This is a genomic window from Brucella thiophenivorans (assembly GCF_002252445.1).
GTDB lineage: Bacteria > Pseudomonadota > Alphaproteobacteria > Rhizobiales > Rhizobiaceae > Brucella > Brucella thiophenivorans.
In genome coordinates, this window is sequence record NZ_NNRJ01000061.1 from 43,746 (window position 1) to 60,042 (window position 16,297).

Sequence of the window (16,297 nt, forward strand, 5' to 3'; positions counted from 1 at the left end):
AGCGGGGCCACGATAACAGGAGAGTGGAATGAGCGAAGTCGGTTTTGTGGGCCTTGGCAATATGGGGCGTCCGATGGCGGAACGCATGATCGGCGCGGGCTATAAGCTTGTCGTTAATGATCGGGCCCAAGCAGCGGTTGCGGCGCTGACCTCAGCGGGTGCTGAGGAAGCCTCTAGCCTTGATGAACTGGCAACCCGGGTTGAAACCATTTTCCTTTCATTGCCAACGCCTGATGTGGTGCTGGCTGTCGGGCGAAGTATTGCTGCAAATCCCGGTGTTGTGAAACGCGTTGTCGATCTGTCGACGACCGGACCAAAAGCTGAGATGGATCTGGCGGAGATATTGTCTGCTGCCAGCGTTTCCTTGATCGATAGTCCCGTATCGGGCGGTGTTGCAGGTGCTAAAAAGGGGACACTGGCTTTGATGGCCGCTGGTCCATCTGTGGATTTTGCCATTGTCGAGCCGATGCTTCTGACGCTTGGAAAAGTGATCCGCGTTGCGGAAGAGCCGGGCAAGGCACAGGTGATGAAGCTAATCAATAATATCTGCTCGGCGGCAGCCCTCGCAATCACATCGGAAGCAATGGTCATGGGTGCCAAAGCAGGCCTTGATGCAGATGTGATGATTGAAGTGCTCAATGCCGGATCAGGTCGCACATCGGCCAGTTTCGACAAGATTCCGCGTTTTGTCTTGCCGCGTGGCTTTGATTTTGGTTTTGCGATTTCGTTGTCACTCAAGGATATTCGGCTTTGCCTTGAGGAGGCCGAGCGTCTTGGCGTTCCGATGATGGTCGGTAACGCCGTTCGCATGCTCTTTTCGATTACCAAGGCCGAACTTGGACCGGATGCGGATATGACCGCAATTATCCGGCCTCTGGAACAATGGGCGGAGACGGAAGTGCGTGGCAAAGCTGCTGGCGTCTGACATGGCGGGTTTGAGCACATTCATTGCTGAATTTGTGCATGCGTCGCCGCAACTGCCCGAAGCGGTGCGTGCCGCCGGGCGTCGCTCCTTGCTCAATATGGTCGGCACGGCGATAGGCGGCTCGAATGAGGCTACAATTGAAAAACTGGTGGCAATGTTGCCAGCTTTTTCCGGTCCTGCAACTACGACGATCATTGGCCGTTCTGAACGTGCCGACATGCTCTGGGCTGCTTATATCAATGCGGCGTCGGCCAATATCTTTGATTATGATGACACGCATGTACCGACAGTTATTCATCCTTCGGCCCCTGTCGCACCGGCTGTTCTGGCGCTGGCTGAGACAATGGTTCTGGAAGGCCGCCCCGTGTCGGGGCAGGCGCTGATCGAAGCTTTTGTTCTGGGTGCAGAAATCACTTGCCGACTGGGTAACGCTCTGCATCCGGTGCATTATGCGCGTGGCTGGCATATTACTTCGACCTGCGGAACATTTGGAGCAGCGCTCGCAGCAGGCAGACTTTTGAAGCTTACGCCTTCGCAGCTTGTGGACGCGCTGGGACACGCGCTGGCGCAAGCCTCCGGCTCCGTTGAAACATTGGGTACAATGTCGAAAAGCCTATCCGTGGGGCAGGCTGCACGCGCCGGATTGATGTCTGCGCTGCTTGCAGCCAATGGCTATACCGGACCGCAAGCGCCGATTGAGGGTTCGCGTGGTTTCCTTGCGCTTCACGCCGAGGCCCCCGACGTTTCGGCACTGACTGAAGGGTTGGGTGAGCGTTGGGAGATACTGAAAAATACGTTCAAGCCTTACCCATGCGGCGTGGTGCTGAACCCGGTCATTGAAGCCTGCCTTGCACTTCAGGCTGAAGCGAGTTTCGTTGCGGACGATATTGCATCCATAACTCTCACTGGACATCCGCTTTTACGCCAACGTACGGATCGGCCTGATGTTGCCACTGGCAGATTATCGCAAGTCAGTGCGCAGCACGCCGTGGCGGTCAGTCTGCTATGGGGCAGGGCAGATAGGGAAGCTTTCTCCGATCAGGCTGTTATTGATCCGCATATCAGGGCACTGGGTAGCAAGCTGTCATTTTTAGATGATCATTCCTTTACATTCGAAGCTGCTGAAGTTTGTCTGACCCTTCAGGATGGGCGCAGGCTGTTGCGAAGGGTAGATGCTGCCAAAGGCGGATTGATTTATCCGATGACCGATGCCGATCTGGCGACGAAGTTTCGCGCGCAGGTTAGATGGCGCAGTATTGAACTCAAAAGTGATGCGCTGATCGCTTCGCTTGAGACGATTGAAGATGCGGTGGATGGAACTGCTTTTCTCGCTATGACGCGAGATAATAGGAATAGCTAAGGGAGAGTGCTATGAGCCACGGGAAAATTGCCGATCCAATATTCACTTTGACCACAGGACCGGTCGATGCTTATCCGTCCGTGCTGCGCGCGCTGTCGCGACCTGTGCTTTATGATTATGATCCGGCATTTCTTGCGTTTTATGAATCGGTCAATGCCAAGGTGCAGCACGTGTTTCACACCTCTACACCGCCTGTCATTCTTCAGGGCGAACCTGTTTTAGGATTAGAAGCTGCCGCAGCCTCGCTGATTACCAAAAATGATGTCGTCCTTAATCTGGTATCTGGCGTCTACGGCAAAGGCTTTGGTTCTTGGGCTGCACGCTATGCAAAGGACGTTGTTGAACTTGCAGTGCCTTATAATGAAGTGCTCACGGCTCAAGCGGTTGCTGACTTTCTAAAAAAGCGTCCTGACATTGCAGTTGTCTCGATCTGCCATCACGATACGCCGTCCGGTACGGTTAATCCGGTGGCTGAAATTGGTGCCGTCGTGAGGGACGCGGGAAAGCTGTTCATTGTGGATTCTGTTTCGGCTTTCGGCGGAATGGATGTGTTGCCCGAAACTTCTTGTGCCGATATTTTTGTGACCGGCCCGAATAAATGTCTGGGTTGCCCGCCCGGATTGACGCTTTTGCATGTGAGCGAAGCCGCGTGGGAAAAAATGACAGCAAATCCGGACGCGCCAAAGGCTTCCATCCTCTCGATTGTTGACTGGAAAGAGGCGCATAGGGCTGATCGGCCGTTTCCTTTCACGCCATCGGTTTCCGAAATCAATGCGCTGGATGCAGCGCTTGATATTTATCTCGAAGAAGGTGAGCAGGCTGTTTGGGCACGTCATGCGCTGACGGCAAAAGCCTGTCGCGCAGGTGTGCAGGCCGCAGGTCTAAAACTCTGGGCGGCACGCGAAGAAATTGCATCTGCGACCTGTACCGCCGTAGCTATTCCCGATGGAATAGATGAAGCAAAATTGCGTGCGTCCATTCGCGAGCGTTACGGCGTAGTCTTTTCGTCAGGTCGCGGCGTGACGCTGGGTAAGCTCACGCGGATCGGGCATATGGGACCAACAGCACGCCCGACTTATTCGCTTATATCCGTTGCAGCGATTGCTGGTGGATTGCAGGCTGCGGGTATCAAGGGGATCGATATTGGTGCAGGCGTTGCCGCCACGATGTCGATTATAGATGCGGCATAAGACTAAGGTTTTGCACCTAAAACAGGCAGGGCGGTAATCTGGTGCTTTCAAAACAAGCAATTAGCGTATAGTAATACGGTAATACCGATCCCCATAAACCGACGGGGTACAAATTTATGGCTGTATCTATGAACGGACGAACTCCGCCGATTGATTTTAAAGTGGTAAAAGCTGCCGCTCCCGTGCGTCATAGCGTGACGGAGAGTATCCGTAATTCGATTGCGGTTGGGTATTTTACCGCGGGACAGCGTATCACGGAACGTGACTTGTGCGAGATGACCGGTGTCAGCCGTACGGCTGTGCGCGAGGCACTTCGGCAGCTTGAAAGTGAAGGTCTGGTTGAGGTTGTGCCGCATCGTGGACCGATTGTGGCACGTCTGAAGCCGGAGCAGGCGGAAGGCATCTATCAGGTCCGTATTGAGCTTGAAGGGCTGGCATGCGAATTGTTTGCCCGCAATGCAACTGACGAAGATATTGACGCGCTTAAAGCCGCTTTTGAAGTGCTAAAGCAAGGCGACAAAGTCACCGATCCGCTCGAGCGCCTGCAAGCCAAGAATGCGTTTTATGATTGCCTGATTTTTGGTGCACATAACGAAGCGCTTGGCCATACGCTTTCTTCGCTGAATGCGCGCGTCATGGTCTTGCGTGCGACGTCGTTGGGCGCGCCGGGGCGTACGCGTGAAAGCCTTGCTGAACTTGAAGAAGTTGTCGGACACCTAGCCGCCAGACGTGGCAAGGAAGCGCGCAAGGCAGCCGCCCATCACGTCATGAATGCAGGCAAGGTCGCCATCGCCATCCTGCGCGAGCGGTTGGCCGAAGAAGCGGACGCTTAATTTTGATGCCGGGGATTTGTCCCCGGCGTTTATGTTTGAATTATATTCCCGGCGTTGCGCCACCATCGACATTGATGACCGTACCATGCACGTAAGCTGCGGCAGGACTGCATAAAAAGCGGACAACGTCGGCCACTTCTTCAGCCTCACCATAGCGTTGTATGCCCTGTGCTTCACGGATTTCCTCACGCGCCGCTTCAATGGAAATATTACGCTCTTTCGCAAGCACTTCGATGCGACGGTTCAAGCGGTCGGTTAGGATATGGCCGGGGCAGAGCGTGTTGATCCGCATGCCTGTGCCTTGAGCGCGTTTGGAAATAGCCTTTGTAAAATTGATGAGCGCGGAATTGACCGAGCCGCCAATTGTAAAATCTGGTTCAGGTGTATGCGCGCCGACACCCGATATATTGACGATTACGCCTTTGCTGTCCGTCAAAGACTGCCAGGCTGCTCTGCAGAAGCGCACTGTTGCATGGAATTTGAGCGCAAAACCCTCCTGAAAGTCCTCGTCTGTCAGTGATAAAAAATCACCGCGTTTGGTTGCGCCAGCATTATTGATGAGCGCATCAATCTGTCCGGTCGCGGCAAGCGTCTCGGAGATGACTTTTTCGGCTGCGCCAACTTGCGACAAATCGGCTGCAATGATGATAACTTGTGGTGAGCCTGCTGCGCGAGCAAGCTCGGCAGTCTCTTTGAGTGCGTCTGCATCGCGGGCACAAAGGCTTAGCGCGAATCCGTCTTTTGCCAGTGCGAGGGCGAAGGCTCTACCCAATCCACGACTGGCTCCAGTGACAATTGCTGTGCGCATTTTAACTCTCTCGCGAACGCTAACTGGGACTATTTTAGATTTTTCCCTTATTATCCAGTAGGATAAAAGATTTTTCCGAAATTTTCCAACAGTTGATTTTTCATTATTGTATTACGGTATGATCATGCTATCGTATTCTCGCACTGTCAATCGGGGTTATGGTTTTATGAGCCGCAGATCTCTCGGTGATCTTCCTCATAGAGCGACCCTTCCGAACGGAGGCGTCAGATGCAAGGCTGTAAGGGATTTAAAATCAGCTTGATTGAACGCTGCTATTTTGCAGCGCATCGGGTTGTCTTTACATCTGCTGCACAGCGCAGGCGGACAGGTTTTGGACTTACTCCGGCGCGGCGTTCCATTGGAATTTCTGCACGCGTGGCCCAATCATTGCCTTTATGCCCACACCAGACCCGCTGCACTGCCATCTCGTCGCCAACCGAATTTAATTGGAAGACTTTGCCCGATTTTACATCGACGCCAAAGCTGAAGGAACGGCTTGCACCGGGAGTGACCTCGCCAAGATCGGCAGAAAACCAATGCGCAATTGAAGCAGAGCAGACCAACGGCGTCTTGCCGCTGTTCTCAATCGTGATGTCAAATGATTGGTTGTTAACAGACGCTGATGCAGTGTTAAGACCAAGAAATGCTGTAGCAAGAAAGGCGATGTGAATTTGCATTTTGAAACATTGCTCCCGGTTTCTACTTCAAAAATCATCCGGGACTGAGTAAATAGTCAACAAAAATCTATAAGAGGGAACAATAAAATGAAAAAAAGAACAATTAGTAGTGCTGTCATTGCATTTGCCCTAAGTGGCATGATGGCCAGCACTGCTTTGGCGGCAGACATTGAATCCATCGCCATTCTGGCACCTGAAATGGGAACCGACATGGGTTGGAATCAGCAGGGTGTCGATGCTGCAAAGGCCGCGGGAGAGGCTGCTGGAGTCAAGGTTATCGTTGCCGAAAACCTTGGCTATGGCGATGTGCGCCCAACATTGCGCGAACTCGCTGAAGATGGTGCCGGTCTGCTGATTGCGCACGCTTCCGGTTATAATACCTCTGCGCCAGAAATCGGCGAAGAAATGAAAGTTCCTGTCGCTATTGTCGATAGCCCTGACAAGTTGTCTCCTGGCAAAGTTGCCGATTACACGGCTGCGGGTAGTGATGGTGCTTATCTCGCAGGCCGCCTTGCTGCCAAAATGAGCCGCACTAAGGTTGTGGGTATTGTCGTTTCGGGTGAGCCGCCATCGTGGAACAATATGTCGGTTGCTTTTGCACAGGGCGTGAAGGCGGAGAACCCAGAAGTTGATGTGCGTTATGCGGTGATCGGACCTGCTGCTTATGCGGATGCTGCGGGCGGAAAGCGTGTGACCGAAACGGTTATTGCGTCGGGTGCTGATATTATTTTCGGACAGGGCAACGGTTCGAGCTTCGGCATGTTGCAGGCGGTTGAAACCACACCAGCGACTGATGGCGGGAAAGCGTATTTCATTGATGTTATAGGCGATAAAACATCCATCGATAAGGGGCATCTGCTGTCGTCTGTCATCTGGGATCTGACGCCTGTTTATTCCGCGATGATCAAGGATGTGAAAGACGGAAAATACGGTGATCAGAACTATAACATCAAGCTCAGCGACGGCAGCCTTCGACTGTTGAAGACGAAGAACATACCGGATGATGTCTGGAAAGCGATCGAGGACCTTCAGGCCGAGATTGTTTCCGGTGCGATCAAGGTTGAGCCGAAGTTTGATGCGGCCAGCGTTCATGAGCTGGTGAAGACTGTCGCAGCCAAGTGAGTTAGCCTGCTCACAGTATTTCCAGCAAAAGTGCGAAACGGTTTTGCGTAGGATAATGCGTCAATAACAAGTTAGAGCGGTTCCAATGGCTCCGTTTTAACTGGAACCGCTCGAACCCGTCTCGTCGCTTTCGATTGTGCCACCGCTTTAGGTGATCGCATATCAATGTGAATGGTTCCAGGTAGATTGTGATGGATCGCACTTTGTAGCGATCTATCACAATGCGACGAGACGGATTTGCATGAAGGATAGTAAGATGCAGGCGACAACTGAAAAAGTAGCCTTTTCATCAAATTCCACGACCAAGCCTTTTCTCGGTCTGCGTGGCATAACCAAGCGTTTTCCCGGTGTGATTGCCAATAACAATGTCAGCACGGATATCTGGCCCGGCGAAGTCCATGTGCTTCTTGGCGAGAATGGCGCTGGCAAATCCACACTCGTTGGGATGCTTTCGGGACTGCAACAGCCCGATGACGGATGGATTGAAATTGACGGCTCGAAGGTTAGCGTGACATCGCCGCGCCATGCTTTGACATTGGGCATTGGAACCGTTTTCCAGCATTCCATGCTGGTGCCAAATTTGACGGTTGTTGATAATTTTACGCTGGGCGGCGTCTGGTGGCGCAAGCCTGACCGCAGAGGTCTCGCAAAACGCATCAATGAAACTGCAAGCCGGGTTGGTTTGCGGGTTGATCCGTTTGCACTGGTTTCCACCCTTTCGCTTGGTGAACGCCAACAGGTCGAAATATTGCGCGCGTTGATGCGCGGTAGTCGTTGCCTCATCCTTGATGAAGCGACTGCAATGCTCACCCCAAACGAAGCTGTTTCGCTTGGGGAATTGATGCGGCGTCTGGTTGCGGAAGGGCTTGCGGTCATCTTTATCACGCATAAGCTGAATGAAGCCCTTGCCTGTGGGGACCGGATTTCTGTTTTGCGGCTTGGCAAAAATGCTGGGGCCATCGCGCCTGATGAACTTCATGCCAATAGCGACGAGGAAAACACGGCCAATATTATTCGGCTTATGTTTGGACAGTCGGCAACCGGTGAAGATGCAAGCGCATTTCTTGGCAATCGTGAGCTGGGACCAGTCGTTCTGGAAGTGTCGAAACTCAATTCCAATGCAGGTCGAATTCCTGTTCGCGATGTTTCAATCGTCCTTAAATCGAAGGAAGTGCTGGGCATTGCCGGTATTGATGGCAACGGCCAGAAAGAACTGGCGGAAGCATTGGCAGGACAGTCTCCTTCTTCGGGAAGTGTAAAACTGCATGGTGCCGAGATTGCGCATTGCTCCGTCGGTGAGCGCCGTATTGCCGGTTTGCGATATGTCACAGACGATCGGCTGGGTGAAGGAACCGTAGGAGCTTTTGCCGTCGCAACTAATTTTCTGCTCAAAGATATTGGCTCATCGCCTTTCTGGCGCAATGGTCTCGAAAAGCCGAAATCCATTCGCTCGCAGGCGCAAGAGCATGTTCGAAATTTTGATATTCGCACACCGGATGTTCAGACCCCGGTTGGAACCCTTTCGGGTGGCAATATACAGAAGGTTCTGCTGGCACGCGAGCTCACGGGGGCATCAGAAGCTGTGATTTTTGCAAAGCCTACCTATGGGCTTGATGTGAAAAATATTCGCGCCACCCGGCAGCGTATTCGTGATGCGGCTGATGCTGGTAAGGCGGTCTTACTGATCTCAACCGATCTCGATGAGCTTCTGGAGCTTGCTGACAGGATCGCTGTCATCGACCAGGGCAGAATAGTTGGTACCGTTCAAAATGGTTCGGGCGCGCGCGATGCAATCGGTCGCCTGATGAGTGCCGGAGAAGAAGAATGAGTGATCAACAAGCCAGCACGGCTGGAGTGGCGAGTGCCACAATGAGATCCCCTTTTTCGGCTTGGAGCAAAATATTCGCCGTCAGCGTCGGGCCACTGGTCGCGGCACTGGTACTGGGAGGCTTGATCCTTCTCGCAATGGGCGTCAATCCGCTGAACTATTATGGCTACGTCGTGGAACGCGCAATATTGTCGCCATCAGGGTTGTCCGCAACACTCACCCGCATGGGACCGTTTCTGCTTATCGCAGCCAGCCTGATCGTGGCTTTTCGCGCTGGCATCTGGAATCTCGGCGGCGATGGGCAGTTTTTGCTTGCTGCGGTGATTGTTGCTGCCACCACGCCCTTGATGCATCAGGCTGGTTTGCCGATCTGGCTTAACCTTGCCATTGGTTTGGTGATAGGCCTGATTATTGGCGCGCTTTGGGGGCTGCTGCCTGCAATGCTGAAAGCTTGGCACGGTATCAATGAAATCATCACAACGCTGATGATGAGTTTCCTGGGCGTTTCGCTCGCCAATGTGCTTGTGAAGCTCGCATTTCTGGACCCTGCAACCACCACGCCCCAGACCCGTACGTTGCCTGTTGATGCGCGATTGCCGAAGCTGTTCGATACAACGATTTCGTCGGGCCTTATCATCGGACTGGTCGTTATCATTGCCATGCATCTGATGATGACGCGCACGTCGTTTGGCATGAAACTGCGTCTGGTGGGTGCTAATCCTCGTGCGGCGGTTCATGCCGGACTTTCGGTTCCAAAACTAACTATCGCGGTGTTTGCAATTTCTGCCGGTCTTGCCGGTCTTTCCGGTGCAGTGGATATTCTTGGAACACAGGGCAATGTGCGTGCCGATTGGAACCCCGCTTACAGTCTTACGGTCGTGCCGCTGGTTTTCCTCGCCCGTTTAAACGGGTTTGGCTCAATCGCTTATGTGTTTTTGTTTTCAGCACTCACAATCGGCGGTGAGAGTGCCGCTCGTCGCCTTGGTGTGCCGAGCTTCTTCTCGCTGGTCATTGTGGCACTCCTGCTGATCACACTGGCACTGGCTGAATATATCGACAAGCATCGTCAATATCGTGCGAAGTTCTGAGGAATAAAAAATGTCACTTTTTACAGAAAGTTTCATCATCACTTTGTTTCTTGGGGCAATCGCTGCTGGAACGCCCTTGTTGCTTGCAGGATTGGGAGAGCAGCTTTCCGAGAAAGCAGGCGTTCTCAATATCGGACTTGAAGGCATGATCCTGGCTGGTGCTTATGCGGGGTTTCTGACCGCGTGGAGCACGGGCAATATGGGGCTGGGCTTTGTTGGCGGTGCAGCGGCCGGTGCTTTTGTTGCAGCCTTCATGGCTTTGCTATGCGTACGGCTGGGCCTCAATCAGATCGTCATCGGCATTGCGCTGACTTTGGCTGTTCAGGGTCTGACCGCGCTTTTGCATTTTGTACAGTTTTCGCGCAGCTATCCGCGTCTGGATGGCGCATCCAAATGGCCGATCTGGCCATTATCGGAAATTCCGATTTTGGGGCCGATCCTGTTTAATCACAATCCAATCGTTTATCTGGCAATCGTTCTTGTTGCCGTATTCGCATGGATTTACCGGATGACACATTGGGGCACGGCATTGCAGGCAGCGGGTGATAAGCCAGCGGCATTGGATGCAACGGGTGTCGACGTTGTTCGCACACGAAGCATCGCCGTGTTGATCACCGGTGCGCTGGCAGGACTTGGCGGTGCATTTATGTCGGTGGCAGTGGCTGGCGTTTTTATTCCTTTCATGAGTCACGGCAATGGCTTTATCGCGATTGTTCTTGCCATGCTCGCGCGCGGGCGACCTATATGGGTTCTCGGCGGCGCGTTGCTCTTTGGTGCAAGCCTTTCTCTGGCGACCGCCTTGCAGGTGGCAGGCGTCAATGTGCCGACCGACATCATCCAGATGCTGCCATTTGTGATGGTGATGCTGGTACTTCTGATCGCAGGCCGAAAAGCCAGCCTGCCGCAGGCATTGGGCGAAAGCTTTGTGCGTGGCGCGAGATAGCAACAGGGGGAGAGCATGATTATTGAACGTATTTCTGCTTCATCTCCCGCAGTTGTTAAACCTGTTGAGATCGTACGGACTGGTATTCGGACAGATACCAGTCTGGCGGGGGCGGTGATTGCGTTGGGTAATTTTGATGGCTTTCACTTGGGCCATCAGTTCCTGATCAAAAAGGCGCATCAGATTGCACGCGGAATGCGCCCCGTTGCCATCATGTCGGTTGAGCCGCATCCGCGTCAGTTCTTTAATCCTGACACTCTGATTGAAAGACTGGCTCTGCCCGAACAAAAACACCGAACGGCTGCAACGCTGTGGCTTGATTTTATCTTTGAGCCGACATTTGACCGGGAATTTGCATCGCTGACGCCGCAGGCATTTATCATCGATATTCTGCATGGCAAGCTCGATGTTTCGCATATAATTGTTGGTGAAAATTTTCGCTTCGGCGCAGGCCGTAAAGGCGATTGCACATCGCTTGTTGAACTTGCAGGCAGTGTTGGCATTGGTGTTGATATTATCCCGCTACAGCGAGAATTTTCGTCCACTCGTGTTCGCGAGGCATTGATTGCAGGAGATGTGCGTCTGGCACAGAAATGTCTGGGCCGGGCATGGGAAGCAGATGTTATCTGGCGGGATAACGATTATCGTCTGGCCGAAGGACTTATCCGGCCTAAAGAAGGCCACTATGTTCTGGGCGATCCAATAGACGGGCATGTTTTCGTCGCGCATCTAACCGAGGACGGCAGAATTACGTCTTCCGTTTCCTGTCCGAATAAGGTTTCGTTTCTGACGCGCTTAGCCGAGTAGTGGTGCGAAGCCTGAAAACTCCCGCCTTCGAAAATGGAAAAGTCAAAAATTATACGATTGCTTAAGATTTCTGTTGCAGAAAATCGATTTTTCCACCAAGCTGATCAAGCTTTGTGGGAGGAGCTATGACTAGGAATATAATTCTCGTGGATCCGTTGCCGCGGACTCTGGACTTGATTATGCGTCCGGATGTGAGGGCTCGGCTTGAGGCGCTTGGTGAACTTGTCATCAGCGAAGACAAGCCGATGGATGACGATGTCATCGAGCAATATTTGCCTGATACGGTTCTTCTGATTGGCCAGACGGCCATGCCGAAAGAGCGGCTTGATCGCGCACCAAAGCTCAAGGGCATCTTCAACGTCGAAACGAATTTTCTGCCCAACATTGATTACCAGGCTTGCGTTGAGCGCGGCATATGGGTGCTTACGCCCGCCTCTGCTTTTGCTGGTCCGGTCGCCGAATCTGCCCTTGCTATGGCGCTTGATCTGGCACGCGGGATTACCACTGCCGACCGTGAAGTTCGTGCAGGCACAGAACAATATGGTCTTGAGGGCAATGTTGATACCGTCCGTTTTATGGGCGCAACGGTCGGCATAATCGGCTTTGGTGACCTTGGACGACAGTTCCGCGATCTGATCCGTCCGTTTCGCAACAAGACACTGGTTTATGATCCATGGCTGCCGACTGAAATTATCGAGCGGGCTGACTGTATCCCGGCATCGCTTGATGAGGTCGTGAAGGAAAGTCAGTTCATTCTGGTTTTTGCCAGCGTCACGAGCGAAAATCAGGGGCTGATTGGTGCGCGTGAACTTGCGATGATGCAGAAGGGCACAAAGTTTCTGCTGATGAGCCGTGCTGCTGTCGTCGACTTTCCGGCCATGCTTGAAGCCATTCAATCAGGTCACATTCAGGCTGCAACCGATGTATTTCCCGATGAGCCAGTTGCCGCCAATGATCCCGTGCGCTCTATCGACGGACTTCTGCTTTCGGCACATCGCACGGGCGGAACCCGCGATGCCTTTTATGAAATTGGTTCGATGACCGTCGCAGACGCAGAACTGATCATGAAAGGTTTGCCGCCGCAATTATGCCGCCGGGCCGATCCGGCAACGGCTGCGAAACTCCGGTCTAAGCCGGTATCTATTTCATAAACATAAAACAAGCCTACCAATATTTTCACGTTCTATGGAGGATAATGAACATGAAAGCCGGTAAATCACTCTTGTTGTCAGCTGTTTTTGCCGTCGGTGCGTTGATCAACGCATCTGCCGTTCAAGCTGCTGATTATGCTGTTATTCTGAAAACCCTTTCCAACCCGTTCTGGCAGTCGATGAAGCAGGGGATCGAGGATAAGGCCAAAGAACTCAACGTCGAAGTCGATATTTTTGCCTCACCCACCGAAGACGACACGCAGGCACAGCTTCAATTGTTTGAGGACGTGCTGAACCGCGATTATAAGGCGATCATGTTTGCACCGATTTCTCCGGTCAATCTGGTTCAGCCCGCGGCCCAAGCCTATAAAAAGAATATTCCGCTGATCAATATCGACGAGAAGGTCGATCTGGCTGCGCTTAAGCAGGCAGGCGCGAATATTCAGGCCTTCATAACTACCGATAACAAGGCCGTTGGTGCCAATGGTGCCAATTTCATCATTGAGAAGCTTGGTGCTGATGGTGGTGAAGTTGCGATCATTGAAGGCAAGGCAGGCGTTGCATCCGGTGAAGACCGCAAGGCCGGTGCCACTGATGCCTTCAGCAAGGCATCCAATATCAAGCTGGTTGCCAGTCAGCCTGCGGATTGGGATCGTCTGAAGGCGCTCGATGTTGCAGCCAATATTCTGCAATCTTCGCCTGATCTCAAAGCCTTCTATTGCGCCAATGATACAATGGCGCTCGGCGTTGTTCAGGCCGTGCAGAATGCAGGCAAAACCGGCGAAGTGATTGTTGTTGGCACCGATGGTGCACCGGAAGCGCGTGAATCGGTCAAGGCCGGACGTCTTGATGCGACGGTTGCCCAAAATCCTGCTACAATTGGTGCAGATGCGCTGGTTGCTGCTGTTGAAGCTGTTAAATCTGGTAAGCTGATTGCACCGGATGCCGAAGCACCACAGGTCAATATTGAATCGGTGCTTGTGACCAAGGAATAGGAATGCGGGGTGCGGTGTAAATCATTTGACCACCGCACCCAAATTCACAACAAAGCCTAAACCGGGAGAGTCTTATGCCGGATTCTGGCCACGAATTGTCACGTCCTCTTATCGAGATGCGCAACATTGCGAAGTCGTTTGGCGGCATTCAGGCATTGAAAGGCGTCGATCTCGATATTCATGCCGGCGAAGTTCACGTGCTTCTCGGTGAAAATGGTGCGGGCAAATCCACCCTGATGAAAGTTCTGTCGGGTATTTTTGCGCCGACAAGCGGTGACATCACCATCGGTGATGAAACGCATACGCGCCTCACGCCTGGTCAGGCGGCACAGGCCGGCATTTCGATTATCTATCAGGAACTCAGCATTATTGATGAGCTTTCCGCGCTCGAAAATTTGTTCGTCGGCAATCTGCCGGTCAAGCGAACGCTGCTTTTGACCAAGATCGACTGGGCGCAGATGCGTGAACGCGCGAAGTCCATTCTTGCCAAGCTCAAGATCAATATCAATCTTGATCGGCGGGCAGGGGATCTACCGATTGCACATAAGCAAATTCTTGAAATCGCTAAAGCGCTGATGGGGAATGTCAAAGTTCTGGTGATGGATGAGCCGACGTCGTCGCTGACGCGCGTCGAGATTGAAAGCCTTCTGCAACTGGTGAACCAGCTTCGGCAAGAGGGAATGGCAATCTTGTTCATTTCGCACAAGTTCGACGAAGTGCGCCAGATTGGCGACCGCTTTACGGTACTCAAAGACGGCAGTTCCAACGGCACCGGCATGATTGGGGATTACACCAATGATGAGTTGGTGCAGATGATGGTGGGTCGTGCGCTCATTCACAATTATACGAATCCGGCGCTTGATGATTTATCGCCGGTGGTGCTCAAAGTCAGCAATGTCAGCTCCGCCACCAATGATCGCGTGCGCGATGTGAGTTTTGAGGTGCGTGATGGCGAGGTATTCGGTTTTGCGGGGCTTATTGGTTCGGGCCGTACGGAATTGATGGAATGTCTTTTTGGTGCGGACAAGCGCTCATCTGGCAAAATCGAACTGAATGGCCGTGATATTACGCCCAGTTCGCCGTCCCAGGCTTTGAAGAACGGGATGGCCCTCATCACTGAAAACCGCAGGAAAACCGGATTCTTTCAGAATTTCACTATTTTGGAAAATATCATCATTTCCAAGCGTGTGAAGGATGCGCCGCTGGGCGGAATGGGTGCGGTGGTCAACAGACGCGATGATCGCAGACTTGCTGAAATCGAACGCAAGAAGCTGGCGGTCAAAAGCTCTTCCGTTGATCAGATGGTGACGGAACTTTCCGGCGGCAACCAGCAAAAGGTGATTGTTGCCAAATGGATGGCGACCGAGCCCGATCTCATCATCTTTGACGAGCCGACACGCGGTATCGATGTGGGTGCTAAAGCTGAAATCTACGCCATTATCCGACAACTGGCTTTGCAGGGCAAAGCGATCATCGTCGTTTCGTCAGAACTCGCGGAGGTGCTCGGTGTCTGTGACCGTATTGCGGTCTATCGCGATGGCGGCATTGCCACAATCGTCGACGGACACAGCGCAACCGAAGAAACACTTTTAAGCCACGCGATTGGTGGAGCAGCAGCATGAAAAAGTTTCAGGAAAACTGGGACAGATACGGCACTTTGTGCATTCTAGTCGTCATTCTCGTTCTGTTCAGTGTCCTTTCACCTGAATATTTCTTGCGTCGTCAGAACCTTGTTCAGATTATGCTGCAAAGCTCGATTACCATACTTTTGGCATTGGGTGAGTTCTTCCCAATCCTGATTGCGGGTATCGATCTTTCCGTTGGCTCCATTCTGGCGCTTGCCGGTATTGTGACCGGCAAACTGTTGCTTGCAGGCTTTGATCCTTATAGTGCGGCACTCATTGGCGGCGCTGGTGTCGGGCTGGCACTTGGTGCCTTCAACGGCCTTTTGGTCAATTTTACCGGCCTTCATCCCTTCATTATCACTTTGGGCACGAATGCCATTTTCCGCGGCATTACGCTGATTATTTCCGGTGCGAGCCCTGTCTTTGGCTTTCCCTATAGTTTCACAGAGACTTTTGCGGGAACGATTTTCTGGGTTCCAGTTCCGGTGATTGTGGCTTTCGGTATGGCCGCAGTTCTGTGGTATCTCACGCAACAGACGCGACTTGGCCGAAACATTTATGCAATCGGTGGCAATCGTGAAGCGGCGTTTTTCTCTGGCATCAATGTCAAGCGCCACACGCTGATTGTATTCATGATTTCAGGCCTTTGTGCGGGACTAGCAGGCGTGTTGAGTACGGCACGTCTGGGGGCAGCAGAACCCGCCGCAGGCACCGGCTTTGAAACCTTCGCGATTGCATCGGCCATCATCGGTGGAACCAGCTTCTTTGGCGGCAAGGGCCGTATTCCATCCGTGGTGATTGGTGGTCTTATCATTGGTACGATCAGCAATGGTCTTAATCTGATGCGGGTTCCAACGTTCTATCAATTGGTTGTCATGGGCGGTCTCATCATTGTAGCGGTTACGCTTGATCGATTGATTGCTACCAAAAAGTGAACAGGAGCGT

Annotated in this window: 15 protein-coding genes; 13 read left to right on the plus strand and 2 right to left on the minus strand. The window is 52.6% G+C overall.

All coding sequences use genetic code 11. The features are described from left to right. Positions 1 to 28: 28 nt before the first annotated feature. The 4 genes from CEV31_RS18825 (at position 29) to CEV31_RS18840 (ending at position 4,308) form a co-directional block, all read left to right on the plus strand. Positions 29 to 925 (plus strand): NAD(P)-dependent oxidoreductase, encoded by an 897-nt coding sequence (locus CEV31_RS18825; protein WP_094509443.1) that lies wholly within the window; start codon positions 29 to 31, stop codon positions 923 to 925. After that, complete coding sequence (locus tag CEV31_RS18830) at positions 903 to 2,285, plus strand: MmgE/PrpD family protein (RefSeq protein WP_094509445.1); 1,383 nt, start codon at positions 903 to 905, stop codon at positions 2,283 to 2,285. The genes CEV31_RS18825 and CEV31_RS18830 overlap by 23 nt, the downstream gene beginning before the upstream one ends. An 11-nt stretch (positions 2,286 to 2,296) precedes the next feature. Next, complete coding sequence (gene ppaT, locus CEV31_RS18835; RefSeq protein ID WP_094509447.1) at positions 2,297 to 3,475, plus strand: pyridoxamine--pyruvate transaminase; 1,179 nt, start codon at positions 2,297 to 2,299, stop codon at positions 3,473 to 3,475. A 128-nt stretch (positions 3,476 to 3,603) separates the two neighbouring features. Then, positions 3,604 to 4,308: a GntR family transcriptional regulator gene (locus tag CEV31_RS18840; protein ID WP_210190959.1), complete on the plus strand. Its 705-nt coding sequence runs from the start codon at positions 3,604 to 3,606 to the stop codon at positions 4,306 to 4,308. A 40-nt stretch (positions 4,309 to 4,348) separates the two neighbouring features. Here the strand turns inward: CEV31_RS18840 and CEV31_RS18845 are convergent, their stop codons facing one another. Next, positions 4,349 to 5,116 (minus strand): SDR family oxidoreductase, encoded by a 768-nt coding sequence (locus tag CEV31_RS18845; protein WP_094509451.1) that lies wholly within the window; start codon positions 5,114 to 5,116, stop codon positions 4,349 to 4,351. 272 nt (positions 5,117 to 5,388) lie between these two features. Beyond that, positions 5,389 to 5,793, minus strand: a complete 405-nt coding sequence (locus CEV31_RS18850; protein WP_094509453.1) for a hypothetical protein — start codon at positions 5,791 to 5,793, stop codon at positions 5,389 to 5,391. Between the two features lie 87 nt (positions 5,794 to 5,880). On the opposite strand from CEV31_RS18850, the gene CEV31_RS18855 reads away from it, so the two are divergent. From CEV31_RS18855 to alsC, 9 genes are all read left to right on the plus strand, one after another. Then, on the plus strand, positions 5,881 to 6,915 hold the full coding sequence (locus CEV31_RS18855; protein ID WP_235818175.1) for a putative B6 ABC transporter substrate-binding protein: 1,035 nt from the start codon (positions 5,881 to 5,883) through the stop codon (positions 6,913 to 6,915). 241 nt (positions 6,916 to 7,156) lie between these two features. Then, entirely contained in the window at positions 7,157 to 8,743 is a 1,587-nt protein-coding gene (locus tag CEV31_RS18860) for a putative B6 ABC transporter ATP-binding protein (RefSeq protein WP_235818176.1), read from the plus strand. Beyond that, a complete protein-coding gene (locus CEV31_RS18865; protein ID WP_094509460.1) occupies positions 8,740 to 9,831 on the plus strand; it encodes a putative B6 ABC transporter permease subunit 2 in 1,092 nt (363 codons plus the stop codon). The genes CEV31_RS18860 and CEV31_RS18865 overlap by 4 nt, the downstream gene beginning before the upstream one ends. A gap of 10 nt (positions 9,832 to 9,841) precedes the next feature. Next, on the plus strand, positions 9,842 to 10,774 hold the full coding sequence (locus tag CEV31_RS18870) for a putative B6 ABC transporter permease subunit 1 (protein WP_094509462.1): 933 nt from the start codon (positions 9,842 to 9,844) through the stop codon (positions 10,772 to 10,774). 15 nt (positions 10,775 to 10,789) lie between these two features. Then, positions 10,790 to 11,581 (plus strand): FAD synthetase family protein, encoded by a 792-nt coding sequence (locus CEV31_RS18875; RefSeq protein WP_094509464.1) that lies wholly within the window; start codon positions 10,790 to 10,792, stop codon positions 11,579 to 11,581. A 125-nt stretch (positions 11,582 to 11,706) separates the two neighbouring features. Further along, entirely contained in the window at positions 11,707 to 12,732 is a 1,026-nt protein-coding gene (locus CEV31_RS18880; protein ID WP_094509466.1) for a hydroxyacid dehydrogenase, read from the plus strand. A gap of 50 nt (positions 12,733 to 12,782) precedes the next feature. Then, positions 12,783 to 13,727, plus strand: a complete 945-nt coding sequence (gene alsB / locus CEV31_RS18885) for a D-allose transporter substrate-binding protein (protein ID WP_094509601.1) — start codon at positions 12,783 to 12,785, stop codon at positions 13,725 to 13,727. Positions 13,728 to 13,801: 74 nt separating this feature from the next. Continuing rightward, positions 13,802 to 15,349, plus strand: coding sequence for a sugar ABC transporter ATP-binding protein (locus CEV31_RS18890; RefSeq protein WP_210190960.1), 1,548 nt, complete (start codon positions 13,802 to 13,804; stop codon positions 15,347 to 15,349). Then, on the plus strand, positions 15,346 to 16,287 hold the full coding sequence (alsC, locus tag CEV31_RS18895; protein WP_094509468.1) for a D-allose ABC transporter permease: 942 nt from the start codon (positions 15,346 to 15,348) through the stop codon (positions 16,285 to 16,287). The genes CEV31_RS18890 and alsC overlap by 4 nt, the downstream gene beginning before the upstream one ends. The last annotated feature ends 10 nt before the right edge of the window (positions 16,288 to 16,297 follow it).

Excerpts from the sequence above, each read along its gene's own strand:
- CEV31_RS18850 (WP_094509453.1), bottom strand. The coding sequence starts at position 5,793 with ATGCAAATTCACATCGCCTTTCTTGCTACAGCATTTCTTGGTCTTAAC.
- CEV31_RS18825 (WP_094509443.1), top strand. The coding sequence starts at position 29 with ATGAGCGAAGTCGGTTTTGTGGGCCTTGGCAATATGGGGCGTCCGATG.
- ppaT (WP_094509447.1), top strand. The coding sequence starts at position 2,297 with ATGAGCCACGGGAAAATTGCCGATCCAATATTCACTTTGACCACAGGA.
- CEV31_RS18875 (WP_094509464.1), top strand. The coding sequence starts at position 10,790 with ATGATTATTGAACGTATTTCTGCTTCATCTCCCGCAGTTGTTAAACCT.
- CEV31_RS18890 (WP_210190960.1), top strand. The coding sequence starts at position 13,802 with ATGCCGGATTCTGGCCACGAATTGTCACGTCCTCTTATCGAGATGCGC.
- CEV31_RS18865 (WP_094509460.1), top strand. The coding sequence starts at position 8,740 with ATGAGTGATCAACAAGCCAGCACGGCTGGAGTGGCGAGTGCCACAATG.
- CEV31_RS18870 (WP_094509462.1), top strand. The coding sequence starts at position 9,842 with ATGTCACTTTTTACAGAAAGTTTCATCATCACTTTGTTTCTTGGGGCA.
- alsB (WP_094509601.1), top strand. The coding sequence starts at position 12,783 with ATGAAAGCCGGTAAATCACTCTTGTTGTCAGCTGTTTTTGCCGTCGGT.
- CEV31_RS18860 (WP_235818176.1), top strand. The coding sequence starts at position 7,157 with ATGAAGGATAGTAAGATGCAGGCGACAACTGAAAAAGTAGCCTTTTCA.
- CEV31_RS18855 (WP_235818175.1), top strand. The coding sequence starts at position 5,881 with ATGAAAAAAAGAACAATTAGTAGTGCTGTCATTGCATTTGCCCTAAGT.
- alsC (WP_094509468.1), top strand. The coding sequence starts at position 15,346 with ATGAAAAAGTTTCAGGAAAACTGGGACAGATACGGCACTTTGTGCATT.
- CEV31_RS18845 (WP_094509451.1), bottom strand. The coding sequence starts at position 5,116 with ATGCGCACAGCAATTGTCACTGGAGCCAGTCGTGGATTGGGTAGAGCC.
- CEV31_RS18840 (WP_210190959.1), top strand. The coding sequence starts at position 3,604 with ATGAACGGACGAACTCCGCCGATTGATTTTAAAGTGGTAAAAGCTGCC.
- CEV31_RS18880 (WP_094509466.1), top strand. The coding sequence starts at position 11,707 with ATGACTAGGAATATAATTCTCGTGGATCCGTTGCCGCGGACTCTGGAC.